Origin of the sequence: Flavobacterium sp. JAS (genome assembly GCF_020991455.1) — a bacterium.
Lineage (GTDB): Bacteria > Bacteroidota > Bacteroidia > Flavobacteriales > Flavobacteriaceae > Flavobacterium.
This window is the reverse complement of sequence record NZ_JAJMOX010000012.1, coordinates 127522-146792: the sequence shown is the minus strand read 5'-3', so window position 1 is coordinate 146792 and position 19271 is coordinate 127522. Positions and strand designations below refer to the sequence as shown.

At 35.5% G+C, this 19271-nt stretch carries 12 protein-coding genes; 8 read left to right on the top strand and 4 right to left on the bottom strand.

Annotation, left to right across the window (positions count from 1 at the left end; genetic code table 11):
- Positions 1 to 47: 47 nt before the first annotated feature.
- A complete protein-coding gene (locus LPB88_RS18715) occupies positions 48 to 1325 on the bottom strand; it encodes a RagB/SusD family nutrient uptake outer membrane protein (protein WP_230717201.1) in 1278 nt (425 codons plus the stop codon).
- A 15-nt stretch (positions 1326 to 1340) separates the two neighbouring features.
- Complete coding sequence (locus LPB88_RS18710) at positions 1341 to 4403, bottom strand: SusC/RagA family TonB-linked outer membrane protein (protein ID WP_230717200.1); 3063 nt, start codon at positions 4401 to 4403, stop codon at positions 1341 to 1343.
- A 221-nt stretch (positions 4404 to 4624) separates the two neighbouring features.
- On the opposite strand from LPB88_RS18710, the gene LPB88_RS18705 reads away from it, so the two are divergent.
- From LPB88_RS18705 to LPB88_RS18690, 4 genes are all read left to right on the top strand, one after another.
- The gene (locus LPB88_RS18705) at positions 4625 to 5374 is read left to right on the top strand and encodes a DeoR/GlpR family DNA-binding transcription regulator (RefSeq protein WP_230717199.1); all 750 of its coding nucleotides are present in this window, start codon (positions 4625 to 4627) and stop codon (positions 5372 to 5374) included.
- A gap of 226 nt (positions 5375 to 5600) precedes the next feature.
- On the top strand, positions 5601 to 5879 hold the full coding sequence (locus LPB88_RS18700) for a hypothetical protein (protein ID WP_230717197.1): 279 nt from the start codon (positions 5601 to 5603) through the stop codon (positions 5877 to 5879).
- 566 nt (positions 5880 to 6445) lie between these two features.
- Entirely contained in the window at positions 6446 to 9352 is a 2907-nt protein-coding gene (locus LPB88_RS18695; RefSeq protein ID WP_230717270.1) for an FAD-binding and (Fe-S)-binding domain-containing protein, read from the top strand.
- Positions 9353 to 9787: 435 nt separating this feature from the next.
- Positions 9788 to 11722 carry an amino acid permease gene (locus LPB88_RS18690; protein WP_230717195.1) on the top strand — a complete coding sequence of 645 codons (1935 nt, stop codon included), beginning with the start codon at positions 9788 to 9790 and terminating at the stop codon, positions 11720 to 11722.
- A 579-nt stretch (positions 11723 to 12301) separates the two neighbouring features.
- Here the strand turns inward: LPB88_RS18690 and LPB88_RS18685 are convergent.
- Positions 12302 to 13504, bottom strand: a complete 1203-nt coding sequence (locus LPB88_RS18685; protein ID WP_230717193.1) for an aminotransferase class I/II-fold pyridoxal phosphate-dependent enzyme — start codon at positions 13502 to 13504, stop codon at positions 12302 to 12304.
- A 338-nt stretch (positions 13505 to 13842) separates the two neighbouring features.
- Between LPB88_RS18685 and LPB88_RS18680 the strand changes: the two genes are divergently transcribed.
- The 3 genes from LPB88_RS18680 to lpdA all read left to right on the top strand — a co-directional run bounded on the left by LPB88_RS18680 (position 13843) and on the right by lpdA (position 16484).
- Positions 13843 to 14298, top strand: coding sequence for an Lrp/AsnC family transcriptional regulator (locus LPB88_RS18680; RefSeq protein WP_230717192.1), 456 nt, complete (start codon positions 13843 to 13845; stop codon positions 14296 to 14298).
- A 191-nt stretch (positions 14299 to 14489) separates the two neighbouring features.
- Positions 14490 to 14861: a hypothetical protein gene (locus tag LPB88_RS18675; protein WP_230717190.1), complete on the top strand. Its 372-nt coding sequence runs from the start codon at positions 14490 to 14492 to the stop codon at positions 14859 to 14861.
- A gap of 219 nt (positions 14862 to 15080) precedes the next feature.
- Positions 15081 to 16484 carry a dihydrolipoyl dehydrogenase gene (lpdA, locus tag LPB88_RS18670; protein WP_072964517.1) on the top strand — a complete coding sequence of 468 codons (1404 nt, stop codon included), beginning with the start codon at positions 15081 to 15083 and terminating at the stop codon, positions 16482 to 16484.
- 631 nt (positions 16485 to 17115) lie between these two features.
- Here lpdA and LPB88_RS18665 read toward each other — a convergent pair.
- Positions 17116 to 17493 carry a DoxX family membrane protein gene (locus tag LPB88_RS18665; RefSeq protein WP_230717188.1) on the bottom strand — a complete coding sequence of 126 codons (378 nt, stop codon included), beginning with the start codon at positions 17491 to 17493 and terminating at the stop codon, positions 17116 to 17118.
- A gap of 321 nt (positions 17494 to 17814) precedes the next feature.
- Between LPB88_RS18665 and LPB88_RS18660 the strand changes: the two genes are divergently transcribed.
- Positions 17815 to 19101, top strand: a complete 1287-nt coding sequence (locus LPB88_RS18660; protein WP_230717186.1) for an anthranilate synthase component I family protein — start codon at positions 17815 to 17817, stop codon at positions 19099 to 19101.
- Positions 19102 to 19271 lie beyond the last annotated feature (170 nt).

Here is a 19271-nt window from a genome sequence, read left to right as displayed (position 1 = left end):
CTTTTATAAAAATCAGGGCATTAAAATATGCCCCAATTTTCCAATTTTTAGATCGCTGGATCGGGAGGAGTGTTGGTGTTGTTGTTTCTTTCAGAATCTGGATAAGGATACCAGTCACGGTTTCTCTCGGCTCCGGCAGTTCCTGCACCCGGACGTTCAAATCTTCTGCTGTCTTCGAGTTTCAGACTTGACATATACATTTCGATACAACGGTTTCTGTAAATCTCCGTTAAAATAGCAGGTTTGGTTACGGATCCGGTGTATGGGGCTAGATTTGCTCCAATTCCGTAGGTATCTGCTGCGGCAGTTTTGGTCAAAACTTTGTTTAATTCAATTACTGCCTGCGGTAAATTATCTTTACGAGCATATCCTTCGGCTTTAATTAACATCATTTCGCCAGGTAAATAAAACGGAATTGGTTTAATATTCGAATCAAAAAATCCGGTTGCAGTTGTAGGATTTGAACCCGGTTTAATGTAGAAATTCAATCTTCCGTCAGAACTTGATGGCGCTAAAGCTGCCGGTAATCCCAAGGTTAAATCGACTGGTTGAAAGACATTGTTTGTCGTTATAGAAATATAAGCAATTGGGTTCGCACTAATCTGATCAAAAGCAAAAAGTGATTTAGCCGAAAGATCAACCAAATTGGCATAAGTAATAGCATTGTCATAATCTCCCGCCATTAAATACGTTCTGGCCAAAAGCGCATAAACAGTATTTTTGTAATTAATACCAGCTACCAAACCAGAGAATCCTGTTGCTTTGTCAAGAAGAGGTTCTGTAAGTTTCAAAATTTTAATAGCTTCGGTTAGCACCTCAGCTCTGGAATTAAAAGTGACATTTTTTCCTGTTTGTAACGGAACACTTTGAAAATATTGTACAAGAGTTGTAATTGCCATTGCTTTAAAAATAGTCGCATGAACGAGAACACTTGCTCTTTCGTTTTCTGAAGTTAATACATCAATGTGATCGATTACTTTTTGAGATTCCGATTTAATCACAAGGCATTGCGACCACAGATTATTTACCACATTATTTTTAGTAGAAAGCACACCGCCACCTACAGAAAGTTCGCCTTCGTCAACATTTCCGGCGTTTAGTAATCGCAGTTCTTTTGTGGTAAATCCGTTTCCGGTAATGGTGTTGTAAACGGGACTTGCTCTTTCAATAGTCCAAAGCTGCTGTAATCCGTTGGCAGCACCAATGATTCCTTCTCTGGTTCCAAAAACCAATTCCTGAGACGGTTTGGTTGGGTCTAAATAATCTTCATTACAACTTGCAAAAAGCAATGTAAAGGCTACTATAGGGATGAATATTTTTTTCATGATGTTTTTGTTTGATTAAAATTGAACTTTGACCGCTAATGAGTATGAACTCGGAATTGGCACCGTTCCGAAATTGTATTTCGCAACCGAAGATTGTCCGCCCGAATTGGTTTCCGGATCAAAACTGGTGAAATTATCCCATGAAATCAGGTTTCTTCCACTGGCAGTAACGGTTAAATCGTCAAAGAAGCTGGTTAGTTTTCCGAAAGAATAATTTAAAGAAACTTCTCTTAATTTCAGATAACTTCCGTCAACAACTCTAAACTCTTCAATATTATAAATAGACCAGATATACCCACGAGGTAATTCTCCGTTAAGCTCTTTGGTTACTATTGTTCCAGATCCAACACCTTGTCTGGTTCTGTAATCGGCATCAAAAACATCTACGCCATGAACACCGTCAAATAATATTGATAATCCGAATTTTTTGTAATTCAAATTAGCTCCAAAAGCAATAATATAATCCGGATTTGGGTCACCAATTTCTTTGTTCAAAATAGTTCCTGTTGGCTGTCCTGAAGCATCTCTTTGTGGTGTTCCGGTGCTCACATCACCTTTTTCTGTTTGTGGATATCCGCTTGGAGTTAACAATAAACTTCCATCAGGATTACGGGCAAAATAAGTACCGTAGAAAATTCCGATTGGTTTGTTCATTTCAACAAAAACAGGAGCTCCGGCTAAGTTGCTGTCTAATTTAAAACGTGTTTGTGGTAATCCTGTTACCTTGTTTCGGTTGCTGCTATAGTTTACAAACACATCAAGAAGCAGGTTTTCTTTTTTGATAAGATCGTATTTCAGATTAATTTCATACCCTTTATTGTTCATTTGTCCAATGTTTTTAATGGTATTTGTAGCACCTTCAGAAGCCGCCAATTGAACCGGTAATAACAAATCATCAATATCAGCATTGTAATAACTGAAAGATAAATTCAGACGGTCTTTAAAAAAGCCAAAATCACCACCAACTTCATACGTAACACTTTGTTCCGGTCTTAGGTCTAAGTTTCCTTGTTTGAAACCTTCAATAGTAAAAGTACTGTTTCCTAAAAGGGTTCCCGTAGAATAATTGGTAAAACGCGCATAAGGTTTAATAGCCGTTAAACTTCCTGATTTCCCCCAGGAAGCTCTAAAACGAACAGAGCTTACAGCATCATGAATACCTTCCATGAATTTTTCATCAGAAAGTACATAACTCGCACTTGCTTTAGGATAAAATTGGGATCTGTTATCGCTTGAGAAAATAGTCGAAGCATCTTGTCTTCCGGCAATTGTCAGGTAAAGTTTGTCTTTGTAACCAACAGTTTCCTGAAGATAATAACCCCATAAATTGTATTTAGACTGGCTAGAACTCGGAGAACCCGGAATTAAAGTATTAAAGGCATTTATGGTTTCAATAAATGGTTTTAAGTTACGGCCTTCAATAGCCACAAAATTATCACGATAGGTTTGTACGTTGTAACCTCCGTAAGTGGTTGATTTCCATTTGTCGTTGATGTTCCAAAGGTATCTTAAATTCAAATCGTTATTAAATTGAACCACTCTGTTTGTCGCTTCAGAAACGTAACCATCATTGTAATATGCAGGATTCACCACATAAGGATATCTCGGAATAAATACATTTCCTCTTTGGTTGTAATTGTCAATACCAAAAATCAAATCGGCATTGAAATTTTTAAAAGGATTGTAATTCAATTGTAGATCTGCAATAATACGATCTGTATTTTGTTTGATTTTGAAAGTCTCAATAATCGAAAGCGGATTTACCCTGTTTGGGTCAACAGCCATTAAATTACCATTAACATCTCTTTGATTAATATCGTATGTATTATTGGTAATGTTTATCGCATTTATCGGACTCCAGAAAACATTTCCGTCCGGTTTTTCATTAGAACTCGAGTTCACGTAGTTTAATCCTACTGTAGCAGACATTTTAGAATTGAAGTCATGTTTCAATCTTACTTTGGCACCGGCTCTTTTAAAATCGGTGTTTTTTACGATTCCTTCGTTTACCAAATAACCAAGAGAAGCAAAATATTTGGTTTTATCGTCTCCGCCTTGAAGCGAGAAGTACGTATCAGTTCCAACACCTGTGCCAAAAATATCATCCTGATAATCGTAGCGTTGTACATCTGTAGTTCTGGTTTCAAGATTACGGCCTAAAACCGTTACTGTAGTTGGGCTTGCAGGATTTCCCTGAATTGGGAATAATGCCGGAGAAGCATTTACAAACTGCTTATCAGACATATTCATATCCAGTTTTTTTCGGATGTGGTTTGAAGTAACACTGGTCGAAAAAGTATATCTCGTTTCGCCCGCAACTCCTTTTTTAGTCGTGATTAAAACTACACCATTGGCAGCTCTTGATCCGTAGATTGCTGCGGCGGCACCTCCGTTCAAAACCTCAACACTTTGAATGTCGTTAGGGTTAATGTCTGATGATCTGTTTTGACCAATTTGCATATTAGAGTTTCCGGTGGTAACATTCAGGTTGGTTACATTGGTTGTGGCATTGTTTAAAACCACTCCGTCAATAACATATAATGGATCAGAAGAACCTAAAATAGACGAAGTTCCTCTAAGTTTGATGCTGAAACCTCCGGCAGGATCTCCTGAGTTTTGAGAAACCTGTGCTCCGGCAATTTTACCTTGCAAAGCTGTCGAAAGAGCTCCGGGTTGTGCTTTAACCAAATCTTCGCCTTTTATGCTTGTTACGGCATTTCCGAGTTCTTTACGTGTTGCACGTACTGTAGAACCCAGAACAACAACTTCAGAAAGTGTGTTGAGCTCTTCGGTCATTTTAAGATTAACGGAGTTGGTACCGGATGTGATTTTTACTTTTTTAGTAGCGAACCCAACAAAAGTAAAAGCAAGTGTTTCACCTTCGTTTACGGCTATGCTAAACTTTCCGTCTAGGTCCGTTACGGTACTTTTAGAGGTTCCTTCAATCAAAACGGATACTCCTGGTAGAGAAAGTTCGTCAGTACTACTCGTAATTGTACCGGTTACGGTTTTTGTTTGCGCAAGAACGGGTTGCGCAAACAAAATAATTCCAAATAAAATAAATAATAGTTTTTTCATTTTAAAATATTTGTTTGGTTAGAAAACCTAAATATAGGAATTAATTCTAATAATTGCGATTTTTTGCAACATTTTTATATAGAGTGTAATAAAATGCATAAAAATGCATTAACAATTGTTTTTCAATGCTTTTTTGAGCTTTGTAGAAGTGTTTTTAAATTATTAATGTTTAAATAATGCATGATAATGCATTATATTTTTATATTTGTTAAAAATTTAAAATGCTTAAAAAAGAAAGACATCAATTTATCATGGATAAATTTAAGAATGTCGAAAAAATAAATACGATTGATCTTGCCTTAGAGTTGAACATCTCTGAGGATACCATACGTAGAGATTTTAATGAATTACACAACAAAGGTCTGATCAATAAAGTATATGGAGCAGCCTTTCTTGTAAAAGAGAAATCAAATAATGTATTTGATATCACGATTATTAACGAAGACAAAAAGATAATAGTAGGACAAAAAGCATTGTCGTTTTTAAGCGAAGGACAAGTGATTATAATGACCGGTGGAACTACCAATTTATCTTTTTGCAAACTTATTCCAATAGATTTTTCGGCTACTATATATACCTATAGTTTGCCTATAGCCATGCAATTGTCGCAGCATCCTAATATCGAACTGATTTTTATTGGAGGTAAACTACAGAAAAAAGCCATGGTAACTGTTGGCATCGATGTAGTTCAGGTTTTGTCTAAAATCAGGGCCGATGTTTGTTTCTTGGGTGTAAGTAGTTTAGATGTCAATCAAGGACTTACCGAAATGGGATATGAAGTTTCGATCATTAAAAAAGAAATGATTAACGCCTCAGATAAAGTTATTGTTCTGGCAACCTCAGAAAAAATAAACGGCAAAATGCCGCATCAGGTTTGTGGTCTCGACAAGATTGATGCTATAGTAACGGAGCTGAACCCAAAAAGTTCCAGAATTAGAAGTTTTGTGGAGGCTGGGGCTAGAGTGTATTGATTGAGATGCGTTATTTTGCAGGATTTTTGTACTGCTGTGTGATTCTAATTGTTATTGGAATTATACAGCAGTTTTTTGTTTGAATAATCAGGTATATGTACGCGGTTGTTTAAATTAGTTAATTGATAATTTTGAGTAATACTGATTTTAATTTTAGAAAAAGGTTTTCCGTAAAAAATATATAAATCAGTGTTTTACATTTGAAAATTAACTTTAAATATTTATTATGGCAAATTTTAAGAAAGCTGATATGCTCTATGAAAATGAGTGTACATGGAAACGAGATGGAGGAGATGGTCCTTATATAGGAACAATTGATAGAATTAAATTAGACAGAGATGAAGGATATGAAGTATTAGATTTCGCAAATTCATATCTTAATTCGAATGTGTCATTTGCAAATGAAAATGATTTACATAAACTGGAGAAATTGATAAGACAAAAATTACCTTCAAGTGTTGTAATGAAAAGTGAAATAATTGATTTTTTGAAAAGAAATTGGTAATAATTAATTTAAACCTGATACAAGATTATATTTTGTATTAGGTTTTAATCAAATTAGTTTTAATATAAGCAATTGATAATGCTTTTAAGTGGAAATAATTTGCTTTAAAACGGATATAAGTTATGCTTAAAGGTCTTAAATTATGTAATAGTGGCAAGGAAGTAATTTGTTATGTAGAAGATTTTAGTGATGAACTAAAGTCTGAACCAAGTGCCCTAGCCCTGATGGTCCCGAAGTGTCGGGAGGAAAATCCTTTTATGGTGGTCCCGATAGCTGTCAGGAAGCGGAAAAGATTGGAAGGACAGCAGAAATAGCTTCAAATTAAAATTCCAATATTTTTAAAATGCTTCGCCTGTTCGCTAGCGCTCGAGTCCAAATTCCAATTTTTTCGCATGTTCGTTAATGAACGAGTTTTGGTTTCACAAGCCTTCGACTTCGCTCAGTGTGACAATGAGAGAAATTCCAATTTAAAAAGGCGCAATCAAAGAAAAAAACTCAGAACCTTAGCGTCTCAGTAACTTAGAACCTTAAAAAAAACTATTTTTGTGAAATCATATTCAGCAAAAATGTCAATAGTTAAAGAGTTACAACAATTATCAGAATCCTTAGAAGGAACACTTTTATACGACGATCTTCATAAAACGCTTTATTCGACCGATGCTTCGGTGTATCGAATTCGACCAAAAGCGGTTGCCGTGCCTAAAACAATAGCCGATATTAGTAAACTAATCAAGTTTGCGGGGAAACATAATATTTCGATTACACCAAGAACTGCGGGAACTTCATTGGCGGGACAAACGGTTGGTGACGGAATTGTGGTAGATGTTTCGAAAAACTTTACCAAGATTCTGAATTTTGATCCAATCAAAAAAACAGTTACGGTCGAGCCTGGTGTGATTCGCGACGAACTAAATTTATTTCTAAAACCTCACGGTGTATTTTTCGGTCCAAATACTTCGACTTCAAACCGCTGTATGATTGGCGGAATGGTGGGGAATAATTCTTCGGGAACAACTTCGATTCGATATGGTGTAACGCGCGATAAAATTGTCGAAATCAAAGGAATTTTGAGCGATGGATCTGAAGTGGTTTTTAAAGAACTGACTTCGGCGGAATTTATCGAAAAAACCAAAGGTGATACTTTAGAAAATAAAATATATAAAAGCGTTTACGACGAACTTTCGGTAAAAGCAACACAGGACGAAATTATAAAAGAGTTTCCGAAGCCTGAAATTCATAGACGAAATACGGGTTATGCGGTTGATATTTTATTAAAATCGGATTTGTTTAGCGGAACAGAACCAACAATCAATCTCGGAAAATTACTTTGCGGAAGCGAAGGAACTTTGGCTTTTACCTACGAAATTACTTTAAAAGTAGACGATTTACCGCCTGCCAATAATATTATGGTTGTGGCGCATTATCATAGCATTCAGGAATCGCTGGAATCTGTTGTAGTGGCAATGAAACATCATTTGTACACAGCAGAAATGATCGACGACACGATTTTGGATTGTACTAAAACGAATCGCGAGCAGTCTAAAAACAGATTCTTTTTGGTTGGTGAACCAAAAGCAATTATGATGTTTGAAGTCGCTTCGCACGATGCACAAGATGCCGAAAATCAGGCGAATGCTTTGATTGCCGATTTAGAAAAAAACAACTTTGGTTATGCACTCGTAAAAATTTATGGTGCCGATATTGATAAGGTAAATGAACTTAGAAAAGCCGGTCTCGGACTTTTAGGAAGTATTGTTGGAGATAACAAAGCAGCCGATTCTATTGAAGATACAGCGGTTGAATTGAGTGATTTACCGGCTTATATTGCAGAATTTTCGGCAATGATGCTGCGTCACGGACAAGGTGCAATTTATTATGCGCATGCGGGTGCGGGTGAGCTGCATTTGCGTCCGGTTTTGAATTTGAAGAAAACTTCTGACTTAAAATTATTTAGAACCATCGCGACCGATGTGGCGATTTTGGTTAAAAAATACAGAGGTTCATTAAGCGGTGAACACGGTGATGGAATTGTGCGCGGAGAGTTTATTCCGTACATGATTGGCGAAACGAATTATGAATTGCTGAAAAGAATCAAATTAGCGTTTGACCCAAATTCGGTTTTGAATATCGGGAAGATTGTCAATGCCTTGAAAATGGACGAAAACCATCGTGTGGTTTCGGGCAGGGTAGAACCGGATATTAAAACGTTTCAGGATTTCTCAGACAGTTTAGGGATTTTGCGTGCTGCCGAAAAATGCAACGGATCAGGAGATTGTAGAAAATTGCCATCGGCAGGAGGAGCAATGTGTCCGAGTTATCGTGCGACCAAAAATGAAAAGGAAACAACGCGTGCGAGAGCCAATGCGTTGCGTGAATATTTGACGTATTCGGAGAAAGAAAACAAATTTGACCAGAAAGAACTTTACGAAGTTTTTGAGTTGTGTGTGAGCTGTAAAGCTTGTGCCAGTGAATGTCCGAGTAATGTTGACGTTGCAACCTTAAAAGCCGAATTTTTATACCAATATCAAAAAGCAAACGGATTCTCGACCCGAAATAAAATCTTTGCACACAATGCGAAATTGAATAAAATGGGAAGTTTGTTTCCGTCCATAACGAATTTTATTTCGAATCAATCGCTAGTGAAAAAAAGTATGGGAATTGCGCCTGAAAGACAAGTTCCGCTTTTGGCGAAAAAGACTTTCAGGAAATGGTACGAAAATCAGAAACCACAAAATAATAATTTCCCGAACGGACAAGTGTATTTGTTTAATGACGAATTCACGAATTATTATGATGTAAATATCGGAATCGACGCTTTTGAATTATTAACCAAATTGGGTTATGAAGTTCTGGTTGTCGATCATGAAGAAAGCGGAAGAACATATTTATCAAAAGGGTTTCTGGAAGAAGCGAAGAAAATAGCCAATATCAACGTAAATATCTTTAAAGATTTAATTTCCGCGAAAGCGCCATTAATAGGTATAGAACCTTCGGCAATTTTGACTTTTAGAGACGAGTATTTGCGATTGGCAGATGATAAAGAAGCGGCCGAAAAAGTATCGCAAAGTGCCTTCACGATCGAAGAATTCTTTAAAAAAGAGATTATAGACGGAAAAATTGGACCTGATTCATTCTCTGATGAAAAGAAAGAAATCAAGATTCACGGACATTGTCATCAGAAATCATTGAGTTCTGTAGAAGCGACTTTTGCAATGCTGAATTTACCAACGAATAATACAGTTACGATTTACAATTCGGGTTGTTGCGGAATGGCGGGATCATTTGGTTACGAAAAAGAACATTATCAGGTAAGTATGCAAATGGGAGAAGATACTTTATTCCCAAAAGTACGTGCCACTGCCCAAAACGTAAAAATCGCCGCAGCAGGAACAAGCTGCCGCCATCAAATTTTTGACGGAACGAGCAGAGAAGCACAACATCCGGTAAGTATCTTGAGAAGCTGTTTACGATAAGAGATGGCACGCGGATGACACGGATTCACTTCGTGAAAACGCAGATAAGCCTGGATTTTTTTATTTCACGCAGATTTGGCAGATTTTAGCAGATTTAATTTTGATTTAGCTATGAATAAAATCTGCGCGCATCTGCTTAAATCATTTTAAATCTGCGTGAAATAATCTGAGCTAATCTTTTAATCTGTGGCAAAAAAATAATTCGTGCTCATTCGTGAAATTCGTGGCGAAAAAAAATCCGCGTGAGAAAATAATTCGTAAAATTTGTGCAATTCGTGGCAAAAAAACTTTGTGTCTTCGAGCCTTCGCAGCAAAAAAATAATTCGTGTTAAAACAAAATCGTTTTATATATTTGAAATCAGGATAATTTTTGCATTATTTGCAAAATAAAACCACAAAGACCGAAATATATTAATTTTAAAAGCAAAACCACATATGGCATTATCAGGTTTATTCCGAAAAAAAACGGTACAAGATATTCTGAAACAAGTTGCAAAAAATGAAGCAGATGGTCATAATGCATTAGGAAAGCATTTGACTACTAGGGATTTAACTGCATTTGGAATCGCAGCGATTGTTGGTGCAGGTATTTTTAGTACTATCGGAAAAGCCAGTGCTGATGGTGGTCCAGCGGTTATTTTCTTGTTTTTGTTTACGGCTCTTGCCTGTAGTTTTGCCGCTTTTGCTTACGCCGAATTTGCCTCAATGGTTCCGGTTTCAGGAAGTGCTTATACGTATTCGTATGTTGCTTTTGGAGAAATTATCGCCTGGATTATTGGTTGGGCTTTAATCATGGAATATGCTGTAGGGAATATAACCGTTGCCATTTCATGGAGTGATTATTTTACGGGATTGCTCCAGAGTGGCGGGATTCATTTGCCACAATGGATTCAAATGGATTATCTAACTGCTTCAAACGGATTTAAAGACGCCACGGCTTTAATGCAAGGCGGAAAATCATACGAAAATTTAAGTACGGCTTTACAAGCGTCATATACGGCCTGGACAACGGCGCCAACAATTGGTTCTTTCCATTTTGTGGCTGATTTACCGGCTTTGTTTATCATTATTTTGATTACAGCTTTGGTTTATAGAGGGATGAAAGAATCTCGTAACGCCAGTAATGCAATGGTAGTGGTAAAACTTTGTATTGTACTTTTGGTTATTGCAGTAGGTATATTTTATGTGGATACTGCCAATTGGGATCCGTTTGCACCAAATGGTGTAAGTGGGGTTTTGAAAGGAGTTTCGGCTGTTTTCTTTGCTTATATTGGTTTTGATGCGATCTCTACAACTGCCGAAGAATGTAAAAATCCGCAACGTGATTTACCACGCGGAATGATGTGGGCAATTATTATTTGTACTATTTTATATATTGCCATTGCCTTGGTTTTAACCGGAATGGTGCGTTATAATGAATTGAATGTTGGAGATCCTCTAGCGTTTGTTTTCGATAAATTAAACTTAAAATGGATGTCTGGAATTATCGCTGTAAGTGCGGTAGTGGCTATGGCGAGTGTTTTATTGGTTTTCCAGATGGGACAACCTCGTATCTGGATGAGTATGAGCCGTGACGGTTTATTGCCAAAGAAATTTTCAACAGTACATCCAAGATTCAAAACACCATCATTTGCTACAATTGTAACTGGTTTTGTGGTGGCAGTTCCGGCTTTGTTTTTGAACTTGACAATGGTAACAGATTTATGTAGTATCGGAACGTTATTTGCCTTTGTATTGGTTTGTGCAGGAGTTTTGGTATTGCAAAACAAAACAGATATTCCAAGAGGAAAATTCAAAACGCCTTATGTAAATTCGAAGTATATTTTGCCTGTTTTAATGATTGCAGGTATCTATTATGCTTTTGCTTTCAATAATAAAGCGACAATGGCTTTTATTAATAATGAAGCGCAAACAAATGATGCGACGACGATTATTACCTCTTTGGATAAAGAAGAATCAGCGAAAGTTTTCAATTATTTAGAAAGTATCGATGTTCACAATAAAACTACCGAAACATCAGATTTAGAGCATTTATTGAGTCAATATCAAGACGACGAAGCAAAATATGCCGAGGTTGTAAAAGGATTGCCAATCAATGATTCCTTAAAATACGAATCTGGTTTCAACTTATTCAAACACAAAATCCCAATGTGGATTTTTATATTCGTTTTAGCTGGATTAGCTGTTTGGTCATTCAGACAAAACTTGTCTTTAATTCCGTTATTAGGACTTATTTGCTGTCTTTATATGATGGCAGAATTAAGCGTTTGGAACTGGATTTACTTCACAATCTGGTTATTATTAGGATTGGTTATTTACTTTACATATAGCCGAAAAAATAGTAAACTGAACTTTGTAGAGAAGATATAAGTTACTTGTAAAATGTAAAATGTTATAGGTAAAAGCCGTTCTGAGAATAGTCTCAGAACGGCTTTTTATTTTGTTGTCTGGTCTTCTTAAAAAGCAAAAAAAATCCGCTTAGAGAAAGATCTCCAGCGGATTTAAACAAACTAATAAAAAACGTGCAAATTTATTTATAAAGAAGGGTTTTCATTTTTGTAAGAAGCATTAAAGGGTTTTCGCCACGAATTTCACTAATTTTCGCTAATTTTTTCTTTTGCAGAATTTTAATTAGTGTCAATTTGTGAAATTCGTGGCAGAAACTTTTTTCTCGCAGATTTAAAATGATTTAAGCAGATCTGCACAGATTTTATTCATAGCAAATTCAAATTAAATCTGCTTTAATCTGCTCCCGATAGCTATCGGGACTGCGTGAAACAAAAAACATTTTAATTCTTTATCCCGATAGCTATCGGGAGTGGCTAAGCTTTTTCTCGCGCAGATCTTGCTGATATAGCAGATACTTTTTTATAGATTCCTATAATAGATCAGCATAATTCGCCAAATCTGCGTGAAAAAAATCTTTAGTGAATCTCTGTGAAAGAGAGCTTATAGAATACCAAGTTCCACCATACATTCCTTCATCATTGTATAAGTGCGCTCGATATCATTATCCAAACCAATCGAGAAACGAATCAAACCATCTGTCAATCCCATTTCTTGTTGTTCTTCTAACGGAATTTCACTTGAAGTCGAAGTTCCCGGCGCGCTAAATAACGTTTTGTAAAATCCTAAACTCACAGCCAAATAACCTAAGTTTCTTGCCTGCATCAACTCCATTAATTCATTGGCTTTTTCCAAAGTTCCAACATCAATCGTCATCATTCCGCCAAAACCATATTCCGGATTAATCATCGTTTTATACAATTCATGACTCGGATGACTTTTCAATCCCGGATAAACCGTTTTCAAACCGTCAGCTTCAAATTTATTAGCAAGAACATGAGCGTTATGACTGTGTTGTTTAATTCTAATATGTAATGTTCGAAGATTTTTCATCACCGAAGCAGATCGTAAACTATCCATCGTTGGTCCCAAAAGCATACTCGCTCCAGAGTTTACGTTTTTAAGCGAATTGATAAATTCTTTAGACGCACAAGTTACACCACCAACCGTATCGCTGCTTCCGTTAATGTATTTTGTTAAACTATGAATTACGATATCGGCTCCTAATTTTGCAGGAGAAACTGATAATGGCGAAAAGGTATTATCAACAACCAATTTCAAATTATGCTTTTTAGCAATTTTAGCTAAACCAGCAATATCGGCTACTTCCAGCAACGGATTACTTACCGTTTCACAATACAGAACTTTCGTTTTTGGCGTAATCGCAGCTTCAACAATATCAAGTTTAGTAATGTCTACAAAGCTAGTTTCAATGTTAAAACGAGGCGTAAAATTTTTCAAAAAAGCGTAAGTTCCACCATAAATCGTTCGGCTAGAAACAATGTGATCGCCTGCACCGCAAAGCTGTAATAGAGTAGGTGTAATCGCTCCCATTCCCGAAGCCGAAACATTTGCCGTTTCCGTTCCTTCCATCGCTGCCAAAGCCTGATCCAGATACAAATTACTTGGCGACGAATGACGCGAATACAAATAACAACCTTCCATATTTCCCTCAAAAGTGTCAAACATCGTTTTGGCCGAAAGAAACGTATAAGTCGAAGAGTCAGAAATCGACGGATTCACACCGCCAAATTCCCCAAAGTATTGTAAATCCTGAATTTTATCAGCTGGATTAAAGTCTTTCATAATTATTTTTTGAATTGATATTTTATTGTTTTTGAAATCGTTATTGGAATTTGAAATTTATTTTTTGGAATTTTGATTAGGAGCTATTTCCTGCTATCCGTTCCAATCTTTTATGCTGAACCCCAGCATAAAAGGATTTCCACTTCTATCAGGGCTAGGGCACTCATTTTCAAAATAAATTCTATTCAAAATAACATCTTATTAGAAAAATAATCAATAATGTGTTTTATAATTAGATTTTAAAACTATAAAAATTAATTTATAAAGATTATTATTCTAAATTTGATTCAGAAAAAGCAAATCGCTAGATTTTCTTTCATTTCATAAAACAACCAAAAATGACTTTAGACGCCACCGACAAAAAACTCTTGGTTCTACTACAAACCGACAGTAAAAAAACAACCAAAGAATTGTCCTTAAAACTCAATCTTTCGGTAACGGCCGTTTATGAAAGAATCAAAAAATTAGAGCGCGAAGGAATAATCAAAAACTACGTAGCCCTAGTCGACAAATCAAAAATGGAAAAAGGATTTGTGGTTTTCTGCCATTTAAAACTCATTCAGCACACCAAAGAATTCCTAACCAAATTCGAAAGTGAAGTCATCAAACTCAACGAAGTTTTAGAATGTCATCACGTAAGCGGTGATTATGATTATATCCTCAAAGTATTAGTAAAAGATATGGAAGCTTATAGAGAATTTCTGGTAACAAAACTGACTTCCTTGCAGCATATAGGAAGTACACAAAGCATGTTTATGATTAGTGAAGTAAAGAACTCAACGGTAATTTTTTGAGGAAGGTTCAAAGGTTCAGAGTAACAAAGGGACAAGGGTTTTTCGTAGAGACGCACAGCAGTGCGTCTAACGCATGATGAGTTTCTAAGATTTTAAAATAATCTCGTAAAGTCGCAGAGTTGTAAAGTTTGTGTCTAAACTTTGCAAACAAAAAAAAACTTAAATTTGAATTAACTATTAAAATTATAATAATGGAAGAATGGGAACCAATATCTTTAAATGAGCTCTTTGATGAAATTCAAAAAACAGAAAAAGATTTAGATGGAGAATTGAAGAATTTCTGGGATTTGATTAAAATCGATCCAATAAAATGGGAAGAGAAAAAATATGGTGAAATGGGAGGAGGTTTTTGGGTTGTAGCAATTTGCGGAAACAAAGTTATTTGGTTTAATGATATTGAGGAAGGATTTAATATTTCTAATTATAAGATATTCGGAGAAATTGAAGATTATTGGTGTAATCAAGACGAACTTATTCATGTAATATGCAAATTGTTTGAATTAATAAAATTTGGAGGAGAACCGACTAAAAGAGGAGGTCCTTCTCAAAATTTGATTGAATAAAAGATAAAAAAACTTTGCGCCTCCGCGCCTTTGCGAGACTAAAAAACAAAACTTATCAAACCTTCCGACTAAATCCACAATCCAAAAAAACTTTGTGCCTTCAAGCCTTTGTGGCAGAAAAACCTTCACTTAAATTTCACACAAAAAACATTGAGATTTAAACTTTAAACAAAACTTTATTCCTTAATTTTGTATCGCTAAAAATAAAATAGACAAACTATGAGTTCATTTGACGTAGTCATTATAGGTTCAGGTCCTGGCGGATATGTATCAGCAATTCGTTGCGCACAATTAGGTTTCAAAACAGCAATTGTAGAAAAGTATAACTCTTTGGGCGGAACTTGCCTTAACGTAGGTTGTATTCCTTCAAAAGCATTATTATCTTCTTCACATCATTATGCAGAAATTGCACATTTTGCAGATCACGGAATCGAAGTTTCTGGTGATGTAAAAATCAATTTAGAGAAAATGATTGCGCGCAAGCAAGCAGTTGTAGATCAAACCGTAGGTGGAATCAACTACTTAATGGATAAAAATAAAATCACTGTTTTCAATGGTTTAGGTTCTTTTGTAGACGCAACTCACATTGCAGTTGCTAAAGCTGACGGAACCTCTGAAACTATCGAAACTAAATATGCTGTAATCGCTACAGGTTCAAAACCATCATCTTTGCCTTTCATCAAAATTGACAAAGAAAGAATCATCACTTCTACAGAAGCATTGGCTTTAAAAGAAGTTCCAAAACACTTAGTAATTATTGGTGGTGGAGTTATCGGAATCGAGCTTGGACAAGTTTACTTGCGTTTAGGAGCTCAGGTTTCTGTAGTAGAATTCATGGACAGAATTATTCCAGGAATGGATAGTTCTTTGTCTAAAGAATTGACTAAAGTATTGAAAAAACAAGGAATGAAATTCTACGTTTCTCACAAAGTAAAATCAGTAGAAAGAAACGGCGATGCTGTTGTTGTTCAGGCTGAGAATGCAAAAGGAGAAACAATCACTCTTGAAGGAGATTATTCATTAGTTTCTGTTGGTCGTCGTCCATACACAGACGGATTAAATGCTGACAAAGCTGGAGTAAAAATTTCTGACAGAGGACAAGTTGAAGTAAACGATCATTTACAAACTAATGTTCCTAATATCTATGCAATTGGTGATGTCGTTCGTGGAGCAATGTTAGCACACAAAGCAGAAGAAGAAGGAACTATGGTTGCTGAAATCTTAGCAGGTCAAAAACCACATATTGATTATAACTTAATTCCTGGTGTAGTTTACACTTGGCCAGAAGTTGCTGCAGTTGGACAAACTGAAGAGCAGGTTAAAGCTTCTGGAACGGAGTACAAAGTTGGAAGTTTCCCTTTCAAAGCTTTAGGACGTGCAAGAGCAAGTGGAGATTTAGACGGATTCGTAAAAATCATTGCTGATGCTAAAACTGACGAGGTTTTAGGAGTTCACATGATTGGAGCCCGTACTGCTGATTTAATTGCTGAGGCAGTTACTGCAATGGAATTCAAAGCTTCTGCTGAAGATATTTCAAGAATGAGCCACGCGCATCCAACTTTCGCGGAAGCGGTAAAAGAAGCTGCATTGGCTGCAACTGATAATAGAGCATTACACGTATAATTTACGTATAAATCATATTTTAAAAACCCGTCTGAGATATCTCTGGCGGGTTTTTTATTGCTCGAATATTTTATGCTCATAAAAATATAAAATTCAAGAAAAATTTTGTAAATTAGATGTGAAATTCAGATGCTGTCTTTACTTAGATGAAAAGATAATGTTTTGAAAAATAGATGTATAGATCCGATTCTGCTCGGAGCAAGAATTGCATTTACACTTTATTCCTATCGTTCAAATATTCCAAAAAAAAGCTGTTGAAATTACTGATTTTGACAAAGCTAAGTATCTGGAAATGATTTGAAATCGCAAGATTGAATTATAAATAGGAAAAAAACTTAAACAACATATTTACCAAATATTTTCTAAATAATAACCGCACAATTAGTTGATAACAGGGGCTATAATGTCACAAAAGACGAATGGGAGGAGAGCATCGGGAAAGCCGGGTTTGTCAAAAAGGACAATGTTGGTATGCTTAAGGTTTCATTTTTGGTCCTTTTTATTCCGGTTGTAATATAATTGCAATCGGCACAGTTTACAAATAGGTATTTGTGGCTGGCGAGAACTTACATGTAAAAATAAACCCGACAGTTATAAGCTGTCGGGTTTGTTTTTTTAGTTCAAAAATGATTTATGCAGTAAAAAGACTTTTGTAATTATCCCAATATCTGTAAATCAAGAATAAGTTAGCCAGGAACAATAAACCCGCAATTGGTAAAGTTTCCGGAGACATAAAATAATTGATAAATAGAATGTTTATGGTAATTGGTAATATCAAGATATTGGCAAGAGTTACATAACGGCCAGTTACAAAGGCAATTCCGCAAATCAATTCAATAGACTTGGCTAATGGCATCAAATATTTTGAAGCAACAAGCCCCGTGTTAAAAGCTTTAAAATCATCGTTAGTTACTGGCTCTGCAGGCATTAGATGAAAGAAAAAACTAATAGAGGCAAATAGTAACAACAGACCAATCAAAACTCGGACAATAATGGTAGCAATTTTCATAATACTGGGATTTTTATGGGTTAAAAAATATAATTATTTACTGATAAACATTGCAAGTCTACATTCTCTGATAAAATATAAATTTTGTTTTTGAAACTACTTTTACTGAGAATTTTACAATCAAAGCAACCCTATTCTGGGATTAATTGAATGCTATATCAAATATAACGATTTTTTTCTTATTAAATTGCTAATTCCTTAACAGTTTCATTGTTTTATTTTAGGTTTTTATTCCAATTAAAGCTTGCCAATATTTTTTGAGGATTATTTTATTGAAGGATTATTTTTGTCGTAATTTTGAAGTCTAAAATTTACCCATTTTTGAGAGTTTCAATTCATAAATATATTTCAAATCCAGAGCAGTTTAAACAACAACTTCTAACTTGGTCACAGCAATTTCGCGAGATAGTTTTTTTGGATAGCAATTCGTATCCACAAGAATATTCCAGTTTTGATTGTGTGCTTGCTGTGGATGCTTTTACTTCTTTAAAAACTGACTTCCATAATGCTTTCGACGATTTAAAACAATATCAGCAAACGACTAAAGATTGGCTTTTTGGTTATCTTTCGTATGATTTAAAAAATGATGTTGAAGCTTTAAAATCATCAAATTTTGACGGTTTAGATTTCCCGGATTTGTTTTTCTTTCAGCCAAAAAAAATATTTACATTAAAAGGAGATCAACTCGAAATGCAGTATTTATTGTTGTGCGATGATGAGGTCGAAGAAGACTTTGAAGAAATTGTTCAAAGCCAGAATGATTCTTTTGTTACATTGAATAAAGTCGAAATACAACAACGAATCTCAAAAGATTTATATGTCGAAAAAGTAACAAAATTGCTCGAACATATTCATAAAGGAGATACGTATGAAGCTAATTTTTGTATGGAATTTTTTGCCGAAAATGTGATTATAAATCCGTTAGAAAAATTTCAAAAACTGAATACTATTTCGCAAGCACCATTTTCAGTTTTCTTTAAAAATAATAAACAATATTTACTTTCGGCTTCTCCGGAACGATATATGAAAAAGGTAGGAGAGACTTTAATTTCACAGCCTATAAAAGGAACTTCAAAGCGATCTGCAGACCCTGTTGAAGACGAAAAATCAAAACAATTTTTGGAATCAGATGCAAAAGAACGTGCCGAAAATATTATGATTACAGATTTAGTCAGAAATGATTTGTCGCATACTGCACAAAGAGGCTCTGTTGAAGTTACAGAACTTTGTAAAATCTACTCGTTTTTGCAGGTGCACCAAATGATTTCGACCATAACCTCAAAATTAGATCCTCAATATTCACCAATCGATGTTTTAAAAACTACTTTCCCAATGGGAAGTATGACGGGTGCGCCAAAGATTTCGGTAATGAAAATCATCGAAAATCTCGAAGAAACAAAACGAGGTTTGTACAGCGGATCAGTTGGATATTTCACGCCAGAAGGTGATTTTGATTTTAACGTCGTGATCAGAAGTATTTTGTACAATCAGGAAAACAAATATGTTTCGTTTTCAGTTGGAAGCGCCATTACATCTTTATCGATCCCTGAAAAAGAATATGAAGAATGTTTGTTGAAGGCAAAAGCTATGCACGAAGTTTTGCAGTAAAAAAAGTTAGCCACCGATTAAAGGATTAAAATGATTTTGTTTCACGCAGATTCTGCAGATTTAGGTAGATTTTAATAGATTTTTATTAAAAAATAATTTGCATGAATCTGCCAAAATCTTTTTAAATCTGCGGGAAAAACAATTCGCGAAAATTTATGCAATTCGTGGCG